The organism is Chryseobacterium sp. CS2K3 (genome assembly GCF_059515185.1).
Genome location: NZ_JCAKRW010000008.1, coordinates 239,070 through 261,872 on the forward strand (window position 1 = coordinate 239,070; position 22,803 = coordinate 261,872).

Below are 22,803 nucleotides of genomic sequence, written 5' to 3' on the forward strand. Positions count from 1 at the left end.
CTACAGAAGTGGCTAAAATACTGAAAAAACAAAACACATTAATTCACTTACAAGTAAAATATTACAAAAAAACTCATTTTAATTTTATTTCGAATCATCTTTAACTATTCCAAACCGTACAAAAAATATTATTCATGAATTTTTCGGCATAAAATTTAACTCCACCATTTAAACAATAAAAATTTAATTTATTGAAAAATAAAATGATAGCAATTTTCCTTAAATATTAAGAGATAAAAACTTGCTTCGTACGGATATTCATATTATATTTGCACCACTTAAAACAAAGGACATTCCTCCTTAGCTCAGTTGGTTAGAGCATCTGACTGTTAATCAGAGGGTCGCTGGTTCGAGCCCAGCAGGAGGAGCAAAAAGACTTACAGAAATGTAGGTCTTTTTTTATGCCTATACTACAGATTTAGAACCAGTCTCATAAGTTGTGGACTCAAAAAACATCTTGCATACTTTGTATTGAAGAAATATATTCTTTTTAATCACAAAGAAAGGAGATTCAAATGTTTTTTTCAGGAAGCTAAGAAGGACAACTTTGTCGGTGAAAAAGCGCTGCGGATAAACATACGCTTAGAAAGAATCAATAAAATTGATTCCATCCTTTGCTTTCTTAAAAATATGAGATAAGATTATAAAACTTTGCGTCATATTAAATTCCAAAAATCTCAGCAATGTAATCCCAGTTTTTAAGACTGATTCAAAGTGTTCTACTAAAATCAGGAAGTAAGAGTTTTACTAATTTATCAGGAATATACATCCTCCGAACTTAAAAACTTAGCACTACATCCACAAATTTTGAGACTGAACCAAGACTTATTTTAGAGCCATTTTAAAATAATTCATTTTTTTATAAAGATCGTTACGAAGTTCTTATTTTATATCTTCATAAAAAGCAGCCTATTTAAATAAATTAATCTACAAAATCATCAACTTTTCAAATGTCTATTAATTGGCTGACAGAATATATTTTAAGCTAAATGAAGTACTGATAATTTTTTCCGTTATCCAAGTACTATTTTCGTTAAATTTGCCGTTTTAGAAAGAACTGTATTTTTTTTTATTTTTTTATATATTTTTTAAAAAACTGCATACTTTTTGTTTGTGCTAATTGCCTGAAGAAACGAATGATGTTAAACAAGAACTCAAAAAAACACTATTTTATATTATTTTTCCTGACTTTTACAAGTATTGTATACGCTCAAAATAAAGCCAGCGGAAAAATTGTTGATGCCAAAAACAAAGAACTTAGTAAAGTTGATATCTTTATTAATGACAATACTATTCCCTCCCTTACCACAACATCCGGAAGCTTCAGTATTCAGTCTGACAGCATCATTTATAAACTAAAGTTTTCCAGAAAGAACTTTACTCCGGAAATAATAGAGGTCACTCCTGAAAATGCAGAAAATATTTTCGTGCAGCTCTCTCAGGCAAAAGTCAGCGATATTCAGGAAATCGTTTTGAAAGGAGGAAAAACAAAATACAAAAACAAAAAGGAAAACCCTGCTTATGCCATCATGCAGAAAGTATGGGCACAAAAAAGAAATAACGGGCTTGGAAAATTCGATACTTATTCATACAAAGAATACGAAAAGATCGAATATGATCTGAACAACATCGACAGTACATTCATGAAGAAAAAAATCTTTAATAAACTGGATTTTATCTTCACCTACGCAGATTCCACAGCAAGTGGCAGACTAGGACTTCCTATATTCCTGAATGAAGCCGTATATGAGAATTATGGTAAAAATAAGCCCAATACAGACAGCAAGAGAACGTTGATTGCACAAAAGACTTCAGGGTTTCAAGACAATCAGGTAATTACTGTGTCTGCTAAAAATTTATATCGTGATATTAATATTTACGATAATACCCTAAACTACTTTGATATCGGATTTCAAAGCCCTGCGGGTGCTGATGGGTTTGGCACCTATGATTATACTTTGGTGGATACCATTTCCATTCGTGGAGAAAAAGCTTTTCATATCAAATATCAACCTAAAAGAAAAGATGTACTGGCATTTCAGGGAAATCTTTATATAGATACCGATAATTATGCAGTGGTAGGAGCTACATTGAGATCTACTCAAAAAATCAATGTCAACTTTGTCAATAGTGTTTATACACAATTAGAATACGATAACCCTGATGACGCTACATTCCTTCCTAAAAAGATTGTTACAGAGTTTGAAATGAGCCCTTTTTCAAAGAAGAAAGGATCAAAAAGCATTATCGCTAAAAGATCAGTTGATTATTCCAATTATGAATTTAATAAACCTCTTGATCCAAATGTATTTAAACGTAAGGAAGAGGAATACGAAGATAAGTTTACAGACAGAGATGAAACATACTGGACAAAAGCAAGACCTGACAGCTTATCCAAATCAGAGCAAGGAGTCTATAATATGCTTGATCAGCTACAGCAGACTCCAAAATTCAATCGAATTGTAAAATTATTCGAGACCCTTGGCTCACGTTATTATAATGCTTTTAAAGGCGTAGATTTAGGTCCTATCTTTTCAATATACGGAAGAAATGATGTAGAAGGAGACAGAATCAGAATCGGGGCGAGATCATATTTTGGATTAAATGACCCTTGGAGAGTTCAGTTTTATACCGCTTACGGATTTAAGGATCAACAAGTGAAATATGGCGTTGAAGCCCGTTATATGTTTAACAGACTTAACCGATTCATGATCGGAGCCGGAACCAGCAGAGATATCGTTCAGCTTGGAGGGCAGCTTACCTCAGGTGACGGACTGGCATCACGTACTTTATCTTCCAGCACATTCTTTGCAAGGGGTGAAAATATCTCCTTGAGTTCTGTTAATCAAACCAGTGTGTTTGCAGCTATTGAACCTTGGAAAAATATTCAGTTCAGGGTAGACGGAGTAATGCAAAGTATAAAATCTGCAATTCCTGAGAAGTTTAATCTTATGTATTATCAGGACGGAAACCTTAGAAAAACGGTTAATGACTCGCATGTAACCTTCAGTGTTATTGCAAAACCCGGAGCAAAATTTTCCCAAACCGGAATCGACAGATATCAGGCTAGAAACCTTGCCCCAACTATTGTTTTAAGATATACAAGAGGTATAGAAGGCTTATTTAATGCAGACTTCAATTATGATAAACTACAGTTTATGTTTGAGAAGCCATTCTTACTTGGAACTTTAGGAAAAACTGTTGTTAATTTTGAGGCAGGAAAGAACTTCAATACTGTTCCATTAGCATTACAAAATATTATTCCTGCTAATCTTTCTTATGGATTAGCTCCGAATACATTCTCTCAGCTTAACTATTATGAATTTGTTGCGGATGCTTATACAACCCTTCATCTGGAACACCATTTTAACGGAAAGATTCTCTCTTATATTCCTTTGATTAAAAAATTAAAATTGAGAGAAGTTGCTTTTATCAGAGCTGCTTATGGGACTTTAAGTGATGCCTCTAAAGCTATCAATGTGGAAGGATTTAAATACTCTGCTCCTAGTGAGCATATTTATTATGAATATGGATTTGGGATAGAGAATATTGGGATCGGAAACCTGAGATTATTTAGGGTTGATTTTAACTGGCGAGGAAATTATCTAGACAGACCTGATATTTCAAAATTTGGTGTAAAAGCAGGAATCCAGGTAGGATTTTAAGAAACATACATATATAACAATCGGGCGGCTTCTTCGAAGCCGCCCGATTTTATTTTATTCAAACTATAAGATCAGCAAACGCATGGCACAACTTCTTCCATTGCATTGGGACAGTATTCCCGCTGCCAAAGAGTAAGCCCACACCACTGGACACATGTTGATGCCAAAAAGTCAGGGCACATATAATCATTTCCCCCATTGATGGACCTCAACTGTCTTTTTGTAATTTTCTTAAGCTTTCTCATTTCAATAAAAAAATAATTTCTATTAAATATACTCGCAAGGTTCTTCAAATATATTATTGGGACAATGTAGCTTTTGCCATGAAGTCCATTTACACCATGCATTACAAGTACTGACTACAGGAGGACAGTTTTGCGCTCCACCATTAATTTCTTTTAAATTCTTTTTTGTTAGTTTTTTAAGATTTTTCATAGTTATTTGTTTTTAATTTGTTTAGGCTTTTGTCTTTCGTAATTAATTTATTATTTGACTGTTAATAAATATTTCACTCTCAATAGAGTATTTATGAAAAATTTAACTTTAAAACAAAAAAAAGCCTCAACAAATGTTGAGGCTTTAATTTTTATAACGCTTATGATTATGCGTTTGGTTCTACAGATACGAAAGATCTGTTGTTTGCTTTCTTTCTGAAAACTACTTTACCATCTACTAATGCGAACAAAGTGTGATCTTTACCGATACCAACGTTATCACCTGGGTGGTGTTGAGTACCTCTTTGTCTAACAATGATGTTTCCGGCAATAGCTTCTTGTCCTCCGAAAATCTTCACACCTAATCTTTTAGAGTGCGATTCTCTACCGTTCTTGGAACTACCAACTCCTTTCTTGTGTGCCATTTTATTTTAAGGTTTTTTGGTTTATAAATTATTCTGCGCTTTCAGCTTCAACTTTTTTAGTTGTCTTCTTAGCTGTTTTTTTAGCTCCGTCAAATCCTGTAATACCAGTAATTTGAATTTGAGTTAAAGATTGTCTGTGACCGTTTTTCACTTTGTAACCTTTTCTTCTTTTCTTTTTGAAAACGATTACTTTATCAGCTTTTACGTGGTCTAGGATCTCTGCTTCTACAGTGATTCCGCTTACAGCTGGGGCGCCTACAGTGATTGAACCGTTTACAGTAAGAAGAACTTTATCGAAAGAAACTTTTCCTCCTTTATCTCCTTTTAAACGGTTTACAAACAACTTCTGGTCTTGTTCAACTTTGTATTGAAGCCCTGCTATTTCTACAATTGCAAACATTGTTTATAAATTTTTAGTTATTTCGAGGTGCAAATATACAATTTAATTTCTAATTAACTTACAATCAAAGCTATATTTTTTTAATTAAAATCCTATTCACTATGTTTTGAATAATTTTTTCTAATAAAGTGTTCATATATAAGAGATAATTTTATACCTTCGTTTCACCAACTAAATTATTTATATGAAAAAAAACTTTAATCTCTGCTTAATTGCAGGCGCCATTGCTGGTTCATTCCTGACAGCATGTAGTGATGACAAAATGGAAGACGCTGTTCTTCCTCAACAAGAAACACTTAATGCAAAGATCGATCAACCTGGAGATCTTGAAAAAATCTGCTACTATGTAGATAACAATTGGAATTCTACTGCGGTATTAAAAACCACACTTCAGAATTCTACTGACACCAACTTCATGAATGCACAAATGACTAAAATTGCAGGTCTTTGGGGCAGAAGCAATCCTACACTTCGATTTGTAGATGATCCATCTAATTACAACTCCACGTATAATGCTATTTCCTATTCTACAGGAAAAATCTATTACGGATATGCCATCTATTATGATGCGAAATCTAAAGGTGGAGATATTGTAAATGCGATGATCCTTGCTCATGAATACGGACACCAGCTACAATATATCTTCGGACTTCCTTCCGTAACAGAAAATACAGCAAGACCAAATGAGCTTGAAGCAGATGGTTTCGCAGGATATTACCTGAGAAGACCCAACGGATATAATAAGACAAACTTCTCTGAAATTGCTGCTGCTTATGAATTTGCACAAAGCATCGGAGATTACCAGACAAACAGTCCGGGTCACCACGGCACACCAGCACAAAGAAGATCTGCGGTACGTCTAGGATTCTTATTAGGACAATATGATCTTAATGCTTCAAATTTTGATTACAACTTTTTCTATTATTATCAGGGCGTTCTTAACGGAACTTACAGAATGGCTAAAAACACTGTAAGCCCTGAGATTGATGCTTATATGAGTCAATATATAGATGAGCTGAGAAAAATTCAATCCGGAGAAATTTCTGCGGAAGAATTTAAAAACCTAAAATAAGGAAACATTCATTTTTAGCATATTTAAGAAAGGAGGCAGACAAATTTGTTCTGTCTCTTTTTGCGTATTTGAAAAATAACAGAAGTTTTATTTACTTTTGACCCATATCTCAATATAATGAACAGAGACCTCTACATTGATTTCGCCAAAGGATTGGCAACAATCTCTATCATCTTTATCCATACAGCTTTCTGGTCGGGACAATTTTATATTCCGGCTGAAATAAGAGTATTTTCTTTGGTTTTTGATGTAGCACTTTTCTATGCCTTAAGCGGAATCACTTCCGGCGCAAATATTGAAAAAACATTGTACAGACTCTTAAAGTTACAGATTACTTATATGATTTTCGTGACTTTTCTTTTCTTTTTAGATTACTTCTTTAAGGTTTTTGGACTAACCTTCTTTTCACTGGAGGCACTTCAAAGTTTTTATTCTACATTCGGTTCAAAATATTCAACCACCAGTATTTCAACCGTGCCTCAATGGCAGAATTTGGGCAATTGGTATCTCCATCAATACACGAATGCGGATACATTTCCTGTAGTAATGGGTAGTTTCTGGTATTTGAAAGTATATTATATCCTTACTGTTTTTGGAGTACTGATCTTAAGATTTTTCCCAAAACACATCAATTGGTTTATAGGATTGTGCCTTGGTTTAACTTTAATATTCAATATTTTTCCTGAATATTATCCTGCCGGACAAGTCGGATATGTAGCATTTTATCTGGCTGTATTTTTAATTGGAAATAAAATGCGGGGAAAAAAGATCCCTACTAAGATCATTCCTGTTCTGTACACGCTTGTTGCAATTGCCTTGGGATGGATGTTCTGGTATTACGGAACTGAAATATTTTATAAGATCAATAAAAATAAATTCCCACCAAAGATACCTTATATCATCTGGACATTCTTTTCTCTGGCAACATTATTTGTACTTTACAACAGATTGAAAATCACAAAAGAAAACCTCATCACTCATATTGGTAAAAATGCTATTTTCTTCTATTTTGCACAGGGAATCAGCTCTTCATTAGTTTATTTTCTTGTTGTTCCTTTAAAAGACAATATGCCTTGGTGGATTTTAATGATCCTTATTTATATTATTAATATTGCTTTGGCATTTATCATTTCAGCAGGATTGAAAAAGGTGGATTCTTTTGGCTGGAAGATTTTAGAATTTCTCAGAGAAAAAACAGCAGTTGAGCGTTAATAATTAAGCAACTTATAATTGGTAAATACCACAGAAATAAGCTTTGTGGTTATATAAAACTCAACAGAAATAAAATTCTATCCCATTGGAAGCACCAAATATGTCCAATTTGTTTTAAATTTACAAAAATTTTACAACATGTTTAAGTTGAAACTACCTACCGATCCAAGGTGGGCAAATATTGCAGAAGGAAACATTGAAGAAATTTTAACGGATCATGCGTGGTGCGAACAAAAAGCAGCTACCAACGCTATCGGGCTGATTACTATGCTTCCGGAATATCCTGAAATTGTGACTGAACTTCTTGCTATTGCACAGGAAGAGCTTGACCACTTTAATCAGGTTCATGAGATTATCAAGAAAAGAGGCTACAAATTCGGGAGAGCCAGGAAAGATGATTACGTCAATGAACTGGCAAAATTTATCATTCAGGGAAGCAGAGAAGATCTTATTGTAGACAAAATGCTTTTTGCCGCTATGATTGAAGCCAGAAGCTGCGAAAGGTTCAAAGTTCTTACAGAAAACATTAAAGATGAAGAGCTTAAAGTTTTTTACCGAGAACTGATGATTTCAGAAGCTAACCACTATACTACTTTCATTGGATTTGCAAGGCAGCTTGGAGATCCTGACAAGGTAAACAATCGTTGGGAAGCATGGCTGGAATATGAAGCCAATATCATTAAATCCTACGGAAATAAAGAAACCATTCACGGTTAAGATATAAAACAGTAAAGAATAAAAGTTGAAGAAACCTAGCTTTGAAAGTATTGCCAATTCATTTCTGAAGAATTTTTTTCAGGGATTGGTTATTATTGGTCCTATCGGGCTGACTATTTTTGTGATCTGGTATATTGTCAGTGCTATTGACAACCTTGTACCATCACTTGCAAAGCAGGTTCCCGGACTCGTTTTCGTATCAACAATATTAATTACTGCTATTTTAGGATATCTTGGAAATAAATTTGTGGTGGGAAGATTTTTCTTCGATACCATGGATAGCCTTTTGGAAAAGACACCGGGAGTAAAGCACATTTACACTCCTACAAAAGACGTTATGTCTTCATTTGTGGGCGACAAGAAAAAATTCAACGATCCTGTATGGGTAAAAACCAATGAGAATCCTGAAATATGGAGAATCGGTTTTTTAACTCAAAAAGAAATGTCGGACGTTGACAAGCATAATTACGTTGCGGTATATTTACCCCATTCCTATGCAATTTCTGGATGGGTAATTGTTACTGAAGAAAAAAACATCAAACCTGTAGTGGGGATGACTGCTGCTTCCGCAATGAAGTTTGCAGTAAGCGGCGGTGTAGCCGGATTCCATTCTGATGAAAATATATTTAAAGCACCGGAATAATTCCCTTTACGCTTTAGATGTACATTGATGAATTTGAAAATTATTTTCAAAGAGATTTTTCTTTTACACACAATTTAAAAACATACCAACCCATGAATTTACCGTACGCGGAGCCTTTCCGCATTAAAATGGTGGAGGAAATCCGCACATCCACAAGAGCTGAAAGAGAGCAATGGCTTAAAGAAGCGAATTACAATCTTTTCAACTTAAAGTCTTCTCAAGTTTTCATTGATCTTTTAACAGATTCCGGAACCGGCGCTATGTCTGACAGACAATGGGGAGCATTAATGACCGGTGATGAAAGCTATGCCGGGTCACGTTCATTCGAGCAGCTACAAAATACTGTTGAAAGAATTACCGGATTCAAATATTTATTACCAACACACCAGGGAAGAGCCGCTGAAAATGTTCTTTTCTCTGTATTGGTAAAAGAAGGAGATGTAGTTCCTGGTAACTCGCACTTTGATACTACTAAAGGACACATCGAGTTCAGAAAAGCGCACGCTATCGACTGTACAATTGATGAAGCTTTTGACATCAATGACCTTCATCCTTTCAAAGGAAATATCAACCTTGAAAAATTGGAAGAAGTTTATAAAAGCCATCCAAAAGAAAACATCCCTTTCTGCCTGATTACGATTACTTGTAATTCTTCAGGTGGACAACCTGTTTCTTTGGAAAACATGAAAGCCGTGAAAGCTCTTTCCGATCAATACGGAATTCCTGTATTTTTTGATTCGGCTCGATTTGCAGAAAACGCTTATTTTATCAAAAAAAGAGAGCAAGGGCAGGAAAACAGAACCATTAAAGAAATCTGTAAAGAAATTTTCTCTTACGGTGACGGAATGACGATGAGTTCTAAAAAAGACGGTCTGGTAAACATCGGAGGTTTTATTGCATTGAATAATGAAGAGGTTTTCAGAAAGGCATCCAACTTTACGATCATCTACGAAGGATTCATTACTTATGGCGGAATGGCTGGAAGAGATATGGCAGCATTGGCAGTAGGTCTTGATGAAGCTACAGAATTCGCTTATCTTGAAAGCAGAATATCTCAGGTAGAATACCTTGGAAATAAATTAATTGAATATGGAATTCCGGTTCAAAAACCAATTGGTGGACACGCTGTATTTATTGATTCTTTAAATTTCCTTCCGAATGTTTCCCGCGAAGAATACCCTGCACAGACTTTAGGTCTTGAAATTTATAAAGAAGCTGGAATCAGAACAGTAGAAATCGGAACTTTACTTGCAGACAGAGATCCTGAGACGAGACAAAACCGTTATCCAAAGCTGGAATTAGTACGTCTTGCAATTCCTAGGAGAACCTATACCAACAACCACATGGATTATATTGCAGCTGCCATCAAAAATGTATATGAAAGACGTGAAGAGGTAGCCAAAGGATATAAAATTACCTGGGAGCCAGAAATATTAAGACACTTTACCGTACAGCTTGAAAAAGCATAAACACACAAAACCGGAATTCTTTCCGGTTTTTATTTTTTAAAATCCTTTAGTTTCAGGAAATCAATATTTTACTATATAATTTATCTTATGTTTTTCATTTTATTTTTTAATAATTTTAAACCAAATTGTTTTATTTTTTATAAATAATGAATGTTTTTAATTTACTTTTGCAACGATCTAAAAATAAGATCAAAAATAAATTAAACACCAACCTGAAAAAATCCGTTATTCCGAACATGAACAAAATTGCTGTCGTAGGCGCTGGTATTTCCGGCTTAAGCATGGCGAATTACTTAGAAAAACACAAGATAGACTATCATATCTACGAAAGAAGAAAAAAGGAAGATCTTGCAGGACATGGCTTTCTTATTCCACAGGAAGGAATAGAATATCTCTCTCAGATTATTGATCCTTCGCTTCTTTTTAAACATGGAAATTTTCTGAAAAAATACATTCAATACTCCCATACCGGAAAAAAACTTGGAGAAAAAGATCTCAGCAGTGTTTTTGCGATCTCAAGATACTCTTTAATCAATCTTTTAGCCCAAAATATCTCTCCTGAAAGGATAACGTATAACACAACAATAATTCCTTGTGAAACTCAAATCGGCAGACTGAAACAATCTGATGAAACCTATATTGATGCTAATCTGGCTATCATTTCAGATGGTTCCAGAAGCAGGATCAGAAGAAGCCTTTTCAAGGATGAAAAAATGAAAATTGTAAGAGAAAGCGAGGTTGTAAACATCATTAAAAACAAAGAAATTGCAGATACTATTGAAAATGATTTCATGAAATTTCATCATGATCAGGGCGGGCTTACTTTTGGCATTCTTAAACTTTCAGCTGATACGATTCTTTGGTATTCTCAGTTTGATAATGAAAAATACAAGGTTAATGAATGCTCTTGTGACAGCTTAAAGAACTATATGCTTGAAGTTTTTGAGGATTGGCATCCGCTAGTTTCCTCAATTATTCAAAAATCAAGCTATGAAAATGTACATTTATGGTGTGTTTATGAACTGGAAGAGCTCAACCCGTTTTACAAAGATAATATCGTTTTTATTGGAGATGCAGCACATCCTTTAATCCCATTTACAAGCCAAGGAGTTACTTCAGCCTTAAAAGACGCACACCTGCTAACTAAATATTTAGTTGAAGGAGGAAACATAGCCGAAATTTTCAAAAAATATGAAGCAAAAAGGAAACCTGAGATTGAAATACACATCCAAAACGGCAGAACCTTACTAAGCCAGTTTTTGCTTCCTACAAATCAACATACAGATAATATTTTACCCATATCCTATAAATAAAAATGTTTACAAATAACGATATTAATTTTGAAGCTCTCAAAAGAAAAGCCTACAATGGAAGATGGGCAACATTAGAAGACGGAATTATCCCTCTTACCGCAGCAGATCCTGATTTCAGAACAGCTCCTGAGATAGAACAGGGGATCATTGAATACATCAAGGACGGGTATTTGAGCTATGGTCCTTTTTCCGGACTTCCGGAATTTAAGAAAAGCGTTGCCGATCATTTCAATCAGGAAAAGCATGGAGATTTTTCCTCTGAAAATGTTCTTGCAGTCAATAGCGCTGCTCAGGGAATGTATCTGATAGCATCTTACGTTTTGCAGCCAGGGGATGAAGCCATTATTCTGGATCCTGTAGATTTTCTATTTAAAAAATCTGTGGAAACCGCTGGCGGAAAGGTAATGCTATGTCCGGTAGATACTACAAGCGGAGCGATTGATTTTGAAAAAATGATTTCACTGATTAATCCCAAAACAAAGCTTATCAGCATTTGTAATCCTCATAATCCGCTTGGAAAGGTTTATTCTAAAGAAACACTGAAAAAGGTTTCTGAAATTGCATCTGCTCATGATTTATGGGTGATGAGTGATGAAATATGGAGTGATATTATTTATGATCAAAGAGATTTCCATACCTATTCGTCTGTTTCTGAAGAAGCAAAAAGAAAGAGTTTTACCGTGTATGGGTTTTCAAAATCATTTGGAATTGCAGGATTGAGAATTGGAGCTGTTTTATGCAGTAATAAAGATATTCTTGAAGATTTTACAGAGAAATCTAATTTCAATTCTACCATTGAAGGAGTTTCAACTTTATCACAAATTGCAGGGAGTGTAGCCTTGGAAAAAGCAAAGCCCTGGTACAAAGAGTTTTTAAATCATTTACAGCACAACCGAGACCTTGCTTATCAATTATTAAGCAATTCTGATATTGTAGCTCCCAACCTACCGGAAGCCACTTTTGTATTATTTCCAAAAATAAAAAACGGCATGTCAAGCGACCAGTTTGCTCAGCATGTTTTACAACAGGGAAAAGTTGCTATTGTTCCGGGATCAGAAAGGTGGTTTGGCAAAGGAGCAGAAGGTCATATTAGAATTTGTTTTTCAACTTCGCAAGAAATTCTTGAAGAAGGAATTAACAGAATCATTACAAGCTTTAATGTCTAAAATTTTCACATAATTAAGCATAATGATTATTAATATTCATCATAATAACAAAAACAATATTAAATTAAGACATTCATAACAAATAAACGATTTTAATATTGATTTAAAAATAAATAATGATAATTTTGAGAATCACCACTCAAAATTATCATTATGAAGATAAAATACATCAGCATTATTTTTCTTGCTGCTTCTACCCTGTCCTATGCTCAGGAAATAAAGGATACCCTAGCCAAGGAATCAAAAATTGAAGAAGTTTCCATTACCGGAAGCCGGAATAAGAAAAGAACGGTTGTCAACACGCCCGTTCCTATCGACATTATTGATATCAAACAGGTAAGCCAGTCAACAGGGCAGGTAGAAGTGAATCAGCTTTTACAATTTTCCGCTCCTTCTTTTAATTCCAACAAACAATCTGGATCTGATGGTGCCGATGCAGTAGATCCTGCGACATTAAGAGGTTTAGGACCTGATCAGACTCTGCTCCTATTGAATGGAAAAAGATATCATCAATCCTCATTGATCAACCTTTTCGGAACTAAAGGAAGAGGAAATACAGGATATGATATGAACACCATTCCGATTGGAGCTATTAAAAGAGTGGAAGTACTGCGTGATGGCGCTTCTGCACAATATGGATCTGATGCTATCGCAGGAGTAATCAATGTTATTCTGAATGATCGGGATAAAGGTTTTGAAGGAAATGTCTTTTCAGGAATGAATTTATTTAAAAGTCCTGGAAATAATGATATTGTATCGGATCATAAAATTGACGGAACCACTTTCGATTTCAGTGGAAATCTGGGAACTAAAATAGGTTCAAAAGGAGGATTTGGTAATTTTACAGCTGAGTTTATCACTAAAGACTATGCGATAAGAAATGCAAATCCGGCAATTTACAATGATCCCGATCCGGCACCAAGGCAAAGATTTGGCGATGCAAAAGCACAGAATGTCTATTTTTTCGGAAATATTGAACTGCCACTTTCTGATGGTTTGAAATTTTATTCACGGCAGGGATTTTCCCATAGAAATACTAAGGCTTATGCATGGACCAGAACAGCAAATGCCAATGGAAATATTCCTGAAATTTATCCGATGGGCTTTGATCCTATTGAAGATACCAGCATTACAGATTTTACTTTTGACAATGGCTTAAAATTCAAAGTAGCAGACTGGGATGTGGATGTTTATAATGCTTTTGGCAACAACAGGTTCACTTATGATATCACCAATACCATCAATGCCACTTTAGGTGTTAAATCTCCTACCCGATTTTATGCCGGAGGACATTCTTTATTACAGAACACGACAGGTTTTAATGCTGTGAAACAATTTAAAGTTCTGGAAGGTTTAAATATTGCTTTCGGATCTGAATTCAGATATGAAAAATTTGATATTCTAAAGGGAGAAGAAGCTTCTTATGCGATGTATGACATCAACGGGAACATTGTTACACCTGACACACCCGATTATTTATTGGTTACCAATCCCCTTGCCCCATCTGACAACAACAAAAGACCTGGCGGATCCCAGGGATTTCCTGGCTATTCTTCTGATATTGCTAAAAACAGAAATAATTTTGCCGCTTATGTAGACACTGAACTTGATATTACCAAAAACTGGATGATCAGTGCAGCAGGAAGGTTTGAAAATTACAATGACTTTGGAAGTACATTAAACGGAAAGTTCGCGACACGATATGCCATTACTCCCCAATTGGCTTTTCGCGGGTCTGTTTCTACAGGGTTCAGGGCGCCATCATTGGCTCAGAAGTACTACAGTCAACAGTTTACTAATTTTCAGGGTGGTAAATTGGTTACCATTCAATTAGCGTCTAATGATAGTGATCTTGCAAACAGAGTGGGTATTTCTCAGCTTAAACAGGAAACTTCTATCAATGGAAGTGCCGGTTTTGCTTTCAATACAGGGAAATTTACCGCAACGATTGATGGTTATTATATCAATGTAAAAAATAGAATTGTTTTGACAGGAAACTTCTCAAGGGAAGATTTACCTAAGGATGTTCAGAACGATTATCCATATATTGATCAGGTACAATTCTTTGCCAATGCCATTAATACCCGTACAAAAGGAGTTGATGTTATTCTAAGCTATAATGAAAATCTAGGCTCAGGAAAACTGACTGCAACTCTTGCTGGAAATTATAATGATATGGAAATCACAAAAGTGAATACTTCCGAGCAGTTACAAGGTAAGGAAAACACTTACCTCAGCCCTAGAGAAAGAGGTTTTATTCTTGCTTCCGCACCAAAGACCAAGGTTAATCTGAATCTTAATTATAAGATCAATAAATTCAATGCTAATGTACAGCTTGTAAGATTTGATAAAGTTACACTGATCGGCTATGATGATGCAGAACAGATTTACAATGCGAAAGTAACTACAGATATTTCTTTTGGCTACGAATTTTCTAAGAATTTTAATCTTACCCTTGGAAGTAAGAATATTTTCAACAGATATCCCACTTTGCAAACCACACAGGTTACAACTGGAAACACAGAATCCGGAGGTATTTTTGACCCTGTACAAATGGGTTTTGCAGGAAGACAGGTATTTGCCCGACTTAACTTTAAGTTTTAGCGAAAGAATAGTTTACTTTCTGAACAAAAAACTCCTGAAAATTCAGGAGTTTTTATTATTTTTTTGAAATTCTATAAAGCTTTCCACTATCTGTAACTGCGTATAAATTTCCATCATTACCATTCAGGACATCTCTGAAACGCTCTTTTTGATCTGTTAGAAGACGTTCTTCTCCTACAACCTTATTATCTTTCATCACGATTCTGTTAATATGCTCACCACTTAAACAGCCTATGAATAAATTGCCTTTCCATTCTTCAATATTTCCGGTATAAAAAGTAACTCCGCTGGGAGAAATTACAGGATCCCAATAATAAACCGGCTGCTCCGTTCCTTCTTTTTGAGTAATTCCCTGTCCTACTTTATCTCCGGAATATTCGATGCCATAGGTTACATCACCCCAGCCGTAGTTTTTTCCAGGCTGAATAAGGTTAATTTCATCTCCCCCTCTTGGTCCCATTTCCACATCCCAAAGCTGCCCATTCGGATCTATAGCCAATCCTTGTGGATTTCGGACTCCGTAAGCATAAATTTCAGGTTTGTAACCGGATTTTCCTATAAATGGATTTCCCGGAGCCGGTTTTCCATCTTTTGTAATTTTAAGTATTTTACCAAGATAATTATCTGTTCTCTGTGCATAAACACGAGTGACTTTATCAGACCTTTCCCCCGTACTCACAAACAGATTTCCATCTTGATCAAAAGCCAGTCTGCTTCCGTAATGCTTATCCCCGTCATAGGAAGGTTCAGCCCTGAAAATAACTTTTACTTCCGAAATATTTCTAAGATCTGAAGAAAGTGTTCCTTTTGCTACGGAAGTTAAGTTTCCTTTACCAAATGGCTCTGAAAAACTGAAATAAATAATATTATTAGTTTTAAAATCCGGATCCAGAGCTACATCCAGCATTCCGCCCTGTCCTTTGGAATCCACTTTCGGAAAACCCTCTATTTTCGAAATTTGTTTTCCATCTTTTGAGACGATATTCATCGATCCTCTTTTATCTGTAATCAGGAACCTTCCATCTGGCAGATTAATAATCCCCCAAGGTTTTCCCAGATCTTTATTTAATAGATCCACCTGATAAGCTGTATTTGTTTTTACCGCCTTAATTCTTGTTTGACCTTTAAACGCGGGCTGATACTCAGAATTAGGTTTTTCTGTTTCAACACTTCCGTCTATTCCTATCTTTTGGGCATTAGCGTGATTTTCTTTACATGAAGACAAAATAAGAAAAACACTCAATGCGGACACATAAAATTGATTGATTTTCATAATATTACGATTGGTGATTATAAATTGAATGGAAAAATAATGCCATAAAATTTGCACAATTAAATTTTTATTCTACATTTGTAGAACAAATTACAAAACTGTAGAATGAAAGAAATAAAACTCACCGATTCCGAAAAAGTTCTGATGGATATTCTTTGGGAAAAGAAAAAGATCTTCATGAAAGATATTTTAGAAGCTTACCCGGAGCCAAAACCTGCTGCAACCACGATAGCTACATTGCTAAAAAGAATGCAAAACAAAGAACTTGTAGGCTATACACTATATGGAAATTCCCGTGAATACTATCCAAAAGTAGAAAAAGGGGAATATTTCAAGGAAGAAATGACTTCTATGATTGACCGTTTTTTCAACAGCTCTGTTACTCAGTTTGCTTCATTTTTTACTTCCAATGCCAAACTCAGCCAAAAGCAATTGAAAGAACTTCGTGATATTATTAACGATCAGATAAAAGAATAGCGATGTTACCTATTATTCTAAAGATAATATTGTGCGCTTCGATATTTATTGCTGTTTATTATTTGCTTTTGGAAAAGGAGAAGATGTATAGATTTAACCGGATCTATTTATTAAGCTCACTTATTGTTTCGTATGTAATTCCGTTTATTACCATTACAATACAGGCAGCTCCTACAACAAAACCACAGCTGATCATTGAAGAGACAATACAGCAGACCATCCAAGTATCTTCAAAACAGGAAAATCTAAACTGGATGAATATTGTATGGGTTATTTATGGTATTATTACTCTTTTCCTATTGACAAAAAGTATTCTGGCACTTTTAGCCATCAGAAAAATCAAGGGAGAAAAACAATCTTATCAAAATTACAATATTGTATTTACTCCTGATAATCTTTCACCCTTTAGCTTTTGGAATACAATCTATATGGGAAAAGGTTATATAAAAGATAATGTGATTGATCAGAGAATTTTCCTTCACGAAAAAAGTCATCTTGATCAAAAGCACAGTATAGATCTTTTCATTGCAGATCTTTTCAAAATTTTCACATGGTTTAATCCGGTTATTTTTCTGTATAAAAAAGCCATTATCAGCAATCATGAGTTTTTAGCAGATGAATCGGTATTAAGCAAAAACATCAATATCAAAGAATATCAAAATTTAATTCTTGATGAGATTCTGATCCATCAAAACCCAGCTCTTACTCACTCATTTAATTTTAATAACACCAAAAAAAGATTTATTATGATGAAAGCAAAAAAATCAAAATTCAGTTTTCTAAAAAAAGCAACAGGAGTAGCTGCTCTTATTACAGCAGTTACTTTATTTTCAGAAAGGACATATGCAGGAAGCCCTACTAATGATTTTCCAAATGTCGATACGGGTAAAGTAGGAAATGAGACAGAAACAACGAAAAAAACACAGCCAGACCAAGCTAGTTTGATTCCTCATTCTTATTTTGAAAAGATTGAAAAGGAAGCAAAAGAATTAAAAAAAGAAGATTTAAAGGCTGTAGCAGATACTCTATCTCCAAAGAAAGCAACTACAGAAAGCAAAGAAGGTAAAAATACAAATATCAGCACCGGACAAAATGAAAACTATATTGAAGCACAATATCCTGAAGGATTAAAAGGTCTTCGAAGTCAAATAGGCAATCGTATGGATGTAGGTGCCTTAGGAGATTTTAAAGGTAAAACGATAAGTGCTCTGGCGTATATCTATATTGATGAAGCTGGAAAAACAACCAATGTGACCACTTCGGGAGATAATGAACTCTTCAACAAGGAATTTCAAAAAACCATTACCGAAATAAGTAATGAAACCACCTGGAAACCGGCAATAAAAGACGGAAAAGCAGTAGCATCTGTTCTAAAGATTCCCGCAACAATGACCTTTACTCGTCCATAAAATTCAAAAGCGCTAATTATTAGCGCTTTTTTCGTGAATAGGATAAAAAGAGTAGTTAAATAACTTTTACATACATTATTTCAACCTTTATCGATTAAACGGCTTTTCTTACAAGGCTTTAAAAAATCATTGAAATTTCAGTATAGTATTAATCTGTTAATCCTTTATTCGTGCATTAATGGCAAAAAAATATACATCATTATACATTTTAAAGTTTCCATAAATCTCATTAATTATAACTGATCAAAATATTCACCTTCAAAACATTATCCTGCCAATTATTTCTTTCGTATTTTTGTTGTATACATTCTTTCTTATGGATTTTAATCTTCATTCAGAATATAAACCAACCGGAGACCAACCTCAAGCTATTGAAAAACTTACAGCCGGAATTGAGATTGGTGAGAAATACCAGACCCTTCTAGGAGTAACAGGTTCCGGAAAAACTTTTACTGTTGCCAATGTTGTTCAAAATGTTCAGCGACCAACTCTTGTTTTGGCTCATAACAAGACTTTAGCAGCGCAGCTTTTCATGGAATTTAAAGAGTTTTTCCCTAATAATGCGGTAGAATATTTTGTGAGCTACTATGATTATTACCAACCGGAAGCCTATATTGCAACCACCGGAACTTATATTGAAAAGGACCTGAGCATCAATGAAGAAGTAGAAAAATTACGTCTTTCTGCTACTGCCAGCCTTCTTTCCGGAAGAAGAGATGTTTTGATTGTTGCTTCCGTTTCCTGTATTTATGGTATTGGTAACCCTACTGAGTTTCACAAGTCATTAATTTCCATTGCTATTGGTGAAAAGGTAACAAGAACCGCGCTTCTTCATTCATTAGTGAATGCTTTATATGCCAGAACATTGAATGAATTCCAAAGAGGAACATTCCGTGTGAAAGGAGATGTTATAGACGTTTTCCCGGCTTATGCTGATAATGCAATCAGAATTCAGTTTTTTGGGGATGAGATTGAAAAAATTCAGAGTTTTGATCCTGTGACAGGAAATGTAGAGTCTACTTTTGACCAGATTCAGATTTATCCGGCAAATCTTTTTGTGACTTCAAAGGAAACCTTAAATGGTGCCATCAGAGAGATTCAGGATGATATGATGAAGCAGGTAGATTTTTTTAATTCTATTGAAAAACCTTTGGAAGCGAAAAGGCTTCAGGAAAGAACGGAACTGGATCTTGAAATGATCAAGGAGCTGGGATATTGTTCCGGTATTGAGAACTATTCAAGATATCTTGACGGCAGACTTCCGGGCACAAGACCTTTCTGCCTGATCGATTATTTCCCTAAAGATTTTCTAATGGTGATCGATGAGAGCCACGTTACTGTTCCACAGGTTCACGCTATGTATGGTGGCGACCGGAGCAGAAAAGAATCATTGGTAGAATTTGGTTTCAGACTTCCTGCTGCTATGGATAACAGACCTTTAAAATTTGAAGAGTTTGAAGCCATGCAGAATCAGGTTATTTATGTGTCAGCAACTCCTGCAGATTATGAGCTGGAAAGAACCGGAGGTGCTTATATTGAACAGATTATCCGTCCCACAGGGCTTTTAGATCCTATCATTGAGGTAAGACCTACCATAAACCAAATTGATGATCTAATGGAAGAAATTCAGAAAAGGTCTGATGTTGATGAAAGAGTTTTAGTAACTACTTTAACCAAAAAAATGGCTGAGGAACTTACCAAATACTTCACAAAATTCGGAATCAGAACGAGATACATTCACTCTGATGTGGAAACGCTGGAACGTATTCAGATCATGCAGGATCTACGTTTAGGGCTTTTTGATGTATTGATTGGAGTAAACCTGCTGAGAGAAGGGCTAGACTTACCTGAAGTATCATTAGTAGCAATTCTGGACGCAGATAAGGAAGGAATGCTTAGAAGTAGAAGATCAATGATCCAAACGGTAGGACGTGCCGCAAGGAATGTGAATGGAAAAGCCATTATGTATGCAGATAAAATCACAAAATCTATGCAGGCAACTTTAGATGAAACCGAATATCGTCGTGCCAAACAAATGCAGTACAACGAAGAGCATGGTCTGAAACCTAAAGCATTAAATAAAAAGATTTCTGAAAATCTTGTCGGAAGAAGTAAGGATTTCCCGGATGAAAAGTATACTCAAAAAGAAATTCTTCAAAAAGTTGCTGAAACAAAAGCCAGCTATACTGGTGAAGATATCGACAAAATAGTTGAGCAGAAACAAAAAGAAATGGAAGCCGCTGCAAAAAATCTTGACTTCATTAAAGCAGCTAAGCTAAGGGATGAAATAGCAGCCCTGAAAGCGTAATCTTTTAGGGATAAAATAAATATAGTTCGGGCGGCATCTTCGATGCCGCCCGAACTATATTTTTCAAACATGTCTGTTATAATTTACAATCCATTTCTGACTGATGCTCTGATAGGAATAAGCAAATCCATCAAACCATTTAATTTAATTTCATAAACGGTTGATAGCTGCATTCCCAGCTTTCCTTTAGGCATACCATTTCGGCTGAACCATTCAAGATAACTTATCGGAAGATCTGCCAAAACCGTTCCTTCGTATTTTCCGAATGGCATTTTAAACACACAAATTTCTTTTAATATTTCCGGATTTATTCCCTCCACTTTTATATAATTAAATCAGTTTATTTTCTAAATCTCTATTTTCTGGCAATTCCAAATCCGGAGGAGTTTCTTCATCCGAAAATTCATTTCTGTATACTTGTATCAAAAGCAAGGTAAGTGAGATAAGTATAGGTCCGAATATCAATCCCATAAATCCAAACAGGTTCATCCCCATAATAATTCCGAAAACAGTATTCAGTGGATGGATATTTTCAAGTTTCTTCAGAAGAGTAAATCGAAGCAAATTATCTGTAAGCCCTACAACGACTACGCAATAAATAGCAAGACCAAGACCTTGAGCTGTATTTCCTTCCGCAATCATAAAGATACAGACAGGAACATACACAATTGCCGTTCCTACTACAGGAATCACAGATGAAGCCGCAGTCAAAGCAAAAAGCAATACAGGTCCCGGAGCTCCGAATATAAGATACCCGATAAGAGATACAATTCCTTGTCCTATCGCAACTACGGGAATACCAATGGCATTTGCCATAATAAGCTTTCTCAGTTTCTCACCAATTAACGAGATATTTGCTCTCTTTAAAGGAGCAGAGGTTGTCAGTATTCTTTCAAATAATCTTGGCTTTTCCAGCATAAAATATAGAATAAAATACATGGACATTATTACGGTAAGCGTATTGAATGTGCCACTTAAGGCTGAAGTTGAAAACTTTCCAACAGAATCCTTTAGCTTATTCATGTTATCCTGACTAAGAATATCAAAACTTGTCTTAGAATAGATATAAGCATGTATTTTATCAAGAAAGATATTGAATTTAGCCATGTATGCCTGAGCATTTCCAAGCTTATCAATGATTAAATCTGCAATAAAATAAATCGGCAGAATCAAAACAATAAGACTGGCAAACATTAATGCAAAAGCGGCTAATGAAGGCTTCCACTTTCTTTCTTCCTGCAGATAAAAATTATATTTTCTACAAACTACGTAAATGGTAATAGCACCTAAAACAGAGGGTATAAACAATGCAAGATTAAAACAGATCAATCCTGCCAGGACCAAAATAATGACCAGCAAAGAAATCTGCTTAATGGCAACACTGCTTATCTGTTTATCTTTATTCATTATTTTAAAATTTAAAATCTTAATTTATTATTTGGTGAACATGATCTGTCTTGGCTTTCCTACAAACGCACAATAGGTAGAATACATTACGACCATGATAAATGGAGCAGTTAAAATAATGCCAAAAAAGCAAAGAATAACTCCCGCTGCAGAAATTAACATTCCAAGGAAACCTGTTAATAAGAAAACTCCATAATTTTCTTTCGCAATAGTAAAAGATTTATTCAGAGCTTCCATAGCAGAAGCGTTTTCAAATAATAAAATAGGATATCCTATTAAAAGAAAAGGATACACAAAAAAGAAAGGCAAAAGACAGAACGTCATTGTTATTGAAGAAATAACACCCGCTATAAGACTGTATATTAATATATTAACAAAATTCTGACGATATCCAATAAACAGATCGGAAAATTCAATAGGATTTTTTGTGTTGTATTTATTAACCATATAAATCAAACCAACGTATAATGGAGTTAATAACAGCAGGAAAAGGCTGGAAAATGTCATATACATTGAAAATCCTGGAGTATCCCAATACCTGAAGTTGGCATAATCACCTGAAGACTGTACTTCTTCCATTATTGCTGCAGAATTGAATCCGGTAATGGTCTGGATAAGAAATCCTCCTACAAGATACACTATCATAGCTACAACAGCATAGCCAAAAACCCCCTTATACATTTCAAGTGCATGCGAGATAATGGATCCTGTTTCTTTATTGGGTACAGAACCCTGCTGGTCAAATTCGTTAAATTCGGACATAGTTTAATATTTTAATGATTTTACCAAATTTAACTTTTTTTAGTAAA

Annotated in this window: 18 protein-coding genes, 1 tRNA gene and 1 pseudogene; 13 read left to right on the plus strand and 7 right to left on the minus strand. The window is 35.0% G+C overall.

Annotated elements, in window-relative coordinates:
• Positions 1 to 294 precede the first annotated feature (294 nt).
• Positions 295 to 368, plus strand: a tRNA-Asn gene (locus tag AC5YGG_RS15355).
• Between the two features lie 768 nt (positions 369 to 1,136).
• Positions 1,137 to 3,665: a DUF5686 family protein gene (locus AC5YGG_RS15360; RefSeq protein WP_496145339.1), complete on the plus strand. Its 2,529-nt coding sequence runs from the start codon at positions 1,137 to 1,139 to the stop codon at positions 3,663 to 3,665.
• Positions 3,666 to 3,932: 267 nt separating this feature from the next.
• Here AC5YGG_RS15360 and AC5YGG_RS15365 read toward each other — a convergent pair whose 3' ends face one another.
• From AC5YGG_RS15365 to rplU, 3 genes and pseudogenes are all read right to left on the minus strand, one after another.
• Positions 3,933 to 4,100, minus strand: coding sequence for a bacteriocin-like protein (locus AC5YGG_RS15365; RefSeq protein WP_496145340.1), 168 nt, complete (start codon positions 4,098 to 4,100; stop codon positions 3,933 to 3,935).
• 166 nt (positions 4,101 to 4,266) lie between these two features.
• Positions 4,267 to 4,524, minus strand: a complete 258-nt coding sequence (gene rpmA, locus AC5YGG_RS15370; protein WP_002984034.1) for a 50S ribosomal protein L27 — start codon at positions 4,522 to 4,524, stop codon at positions 4,267 to 4,269.
• Positions 4,525 to 4,558: 34 nt separating this feature from the next.
• Positions 4,559 to 4,924: pseudogene (rplU, locus tag AC5YGG_RS15375) on the minus strand (50S ribosomal protein L21); the annotation flags it as partial.
• A gap of 184 nt (positions 4,925 to 5,108) precedes the next feature.
• Between rplU and AC5YGG_RS15380 the strand changes: the two are divergent.
• The 8 genes from AC5YGG_RS15380 (at position 5,109) to AC5YGG_RS15415 (ending at position 15,120) form a co-directional block, all read left to right on the plus strand.
• Complete coding sequence (locus AC5YGG_RS15380; RefSeq protein WP_496145341.1) at positions 5,109 to 5,996, plus strand: neutral zinc metallopeptidase; 888 nt, start codon at positions 5,109 to 5,111, stop codon at positions 5,994 to 5,996.
• Between the two features lie 117 nt (positions 5,997 to 6,113).
• The gene (locus tag AC5YGG_RS15385; protein WP_496145342.1) at positions 6,114 to 7,208 is read left to right on the plus strand and encodes an acyltransferase family protein; all 1,095 of its coding nucleotides are present in this window, start codon (positions 6,114 to 6,116) and stop codon (positions 7,206 to 7,208) included.
• Between the two features lie 138 nt (positions 7,209 to 7,346).
• A complete protein-coding gene (locus tag AC5YGG_RS15390; RefSeq protein WP_496145343.1) occupies positions 7,347 to 7,925 on the plus strand; it encodes a MiaE family protein in 579 nt (192 codons plus the stop codon).
• Positions 7,926 to 7,950: 25 nt separating this feature from the next.
• Positions 7,951 to 8,568, plus strand: a complete 618-nt coding sequence (locus AC5YGG_RS15395; RefSeq protein ID WP_496145344.1) for a DUF502 domain-containing protein — start codon at positions 7,951 to 7,953, stop codon at positions 8,566 to 8,568.
• A gap of 92 nt (positions 8,569 to 8,660) precedes the next feature.
• The gene (gene tnaA, locus AC5YGG_RS15400) at positions 8,661 to 10,037 is read left to right on the plus strand and encodes a tryptophanase TnaA (RefSeq protein WP_496145345.1); all 1,377 of its coding nucleotides are present in this window, start codon (positions 8,661 to 8,663) and stop codon (positions 10,035 to 10,037) included.
• Between the two features lie 236 nt (positions 10,038 to 10,273).
• On the plus strand, positions 10,274 to 11,350 hold the full coding sequence (locus AC5YGG_RS15405) for an FAD-dependent monooxygenase (protein WP_496145346.1): 1,077 nt from the start codon (positions 10,274 to 10,276) through the stop codon (positions 11,348 to 11,350).
• A gap of 2 nt (positions 11,351 to 11,352) precedes the next feature.
• Positions 11,353 to 12,516 carry a pyridoxal phosphate-dependent aminotransferase gene (locus AC5YGG_RS15410; RefSeq protein ID WP_496145347.1) on the plus strand — a complete coding sequence of 388 codons (1,164 nt, stop codon included), beginning with the start codon at positions 11,353 to 11,355 and terminating at the stop codon, positions 12,514 to 12,516.
• Positions 12,517 to 12,669: 153 nt separating this feature from the next.
• Positions 12,670 to 15,120: a TonB-dependent receptor plug domain-containing protein gene (locus AC5YGG_RS15415; RefSeq protein WP_496145348.1), complete on the plus strand. Its 2,451-nt coding sequence runs from the start codon at positions 12,670 to 12,672 to the stop codon at positions 15,118 to 15,120.
• Between the two features lie 55 nt (positions 15,121 to 15,175).
• Here the strand turns inward: AC5YGG_RS15415 and AC5YGG_RS15420 are convergent, their stop codons facing one another.
• Positions 15,176 to 16,393: a PQQ-dependent sugar dehydrogenase gene (locus AC5YGG_RS15420; protein ID WP_496145349.1), complete on the minus strand. Its 1,218-nt coding sequence runs from the start codon at positions 16,391 to 16,393 to the stop codon at positions 15,176 to 15,178.
• Between the two features lie 105 nt (positions 16,394 to 16,498).
• Here AC5YGG_RS15420 and AC5YGG_RS15425 point away from each other — a divergent pair, with 105 nt between their 5' ends.
• The 3 genes from AC5YGG_RS15425 to uvrB all read left to right on the plus strand — a co-directional run bounded on the left by AC5YGG_RS15425 (position 16,499) and on the right by uvrB (position 20,587).
• Positions 16,499 to 16,870 (plus strand): BlaI/MecI/CopY family transcriptional regulator, encoded by a 372-nt coding sequence (locus AC5YGG_RS15425; RefSeq protein ID WP_496145350.1) that lies wholly within the window; start codon positions 16,499 to 16,501, stop codon positions 16,868 to 16,870.
• Between the two features lie 83 nt (positions 16,871 to 16,953).
• Positions 16,954 to 18,279, plus strand: coding sequence for a M56 family metallopeptidase (locus AC5YGG_RS15430; protein WP_496145351.1), 1,326 nt, complete (start codon positions 16,954 to 16,956; stop codon positions 18,277 to 18,279).
• A 316-nt stretch (positions 18,280 to 18,595) separates the two neighbouring features.
• Positions 18,596 to 20,587: an excinuclease ABC subunit UvrB gene (gene uvrB / locus AC5YGG_RS15435; protein ID WP_496145352.1), complete on the plus strand. Its 1,992-nt coding sequence runs from the start codon at positions 18,596 to 18,598 to the stop codon at positions 20,585 to 20,587.
• Between the two features lie 83 nt (positions 20,588 to 20,670).
• Here the strand turns inward: uvrB and AC5YGG_RS15440 are convergent, their stop codons facing one another.
• From AC5YGG_RS15440 to AC5YGG_RS15450, 3 genes are read right to left on the minus strand one after another with little or no spacing between them, the layout of a single operon-like run.
• A complete protein-coding gene (locus AC5YGG_RS15440) occupies positions 20,671 to 20,898 on the minus strand; it encodes a DUF3820 family protein (protein ID WP_076553326.1) in 228 nt (75 codons plus the stop codon).
• Between the two features lie 19 nt (positions 20,899 to 20,917).
• Positions 20,918 to 21,994 (minus strand): AI-2E family transporter, encoded by a 1,077-nt coding sequence (locus tag AC5YGG_RS15445; protein ID WP_496145353.1) that lies wholly within the window; start codon positions 21,992 to 21,994, stop codon positions 20,918 to 20,920.
• 27 nt (positions 21,995 to 22,021) lie between these two features.
• Positions 22,022 to 22,756, minus strand: a complete 735-nt coding sequence (locus AC5YGG_RS15450) for a beta-carotene 15,15'-monooxygenase (RefSeq protein WP_496145354.1) — start codon at positions 22,754 to 22,756, stop codon at positions 22,022 to 22,024.
• Positions 22,757 to 22,803: the final 47 nt, after the last annotated feature.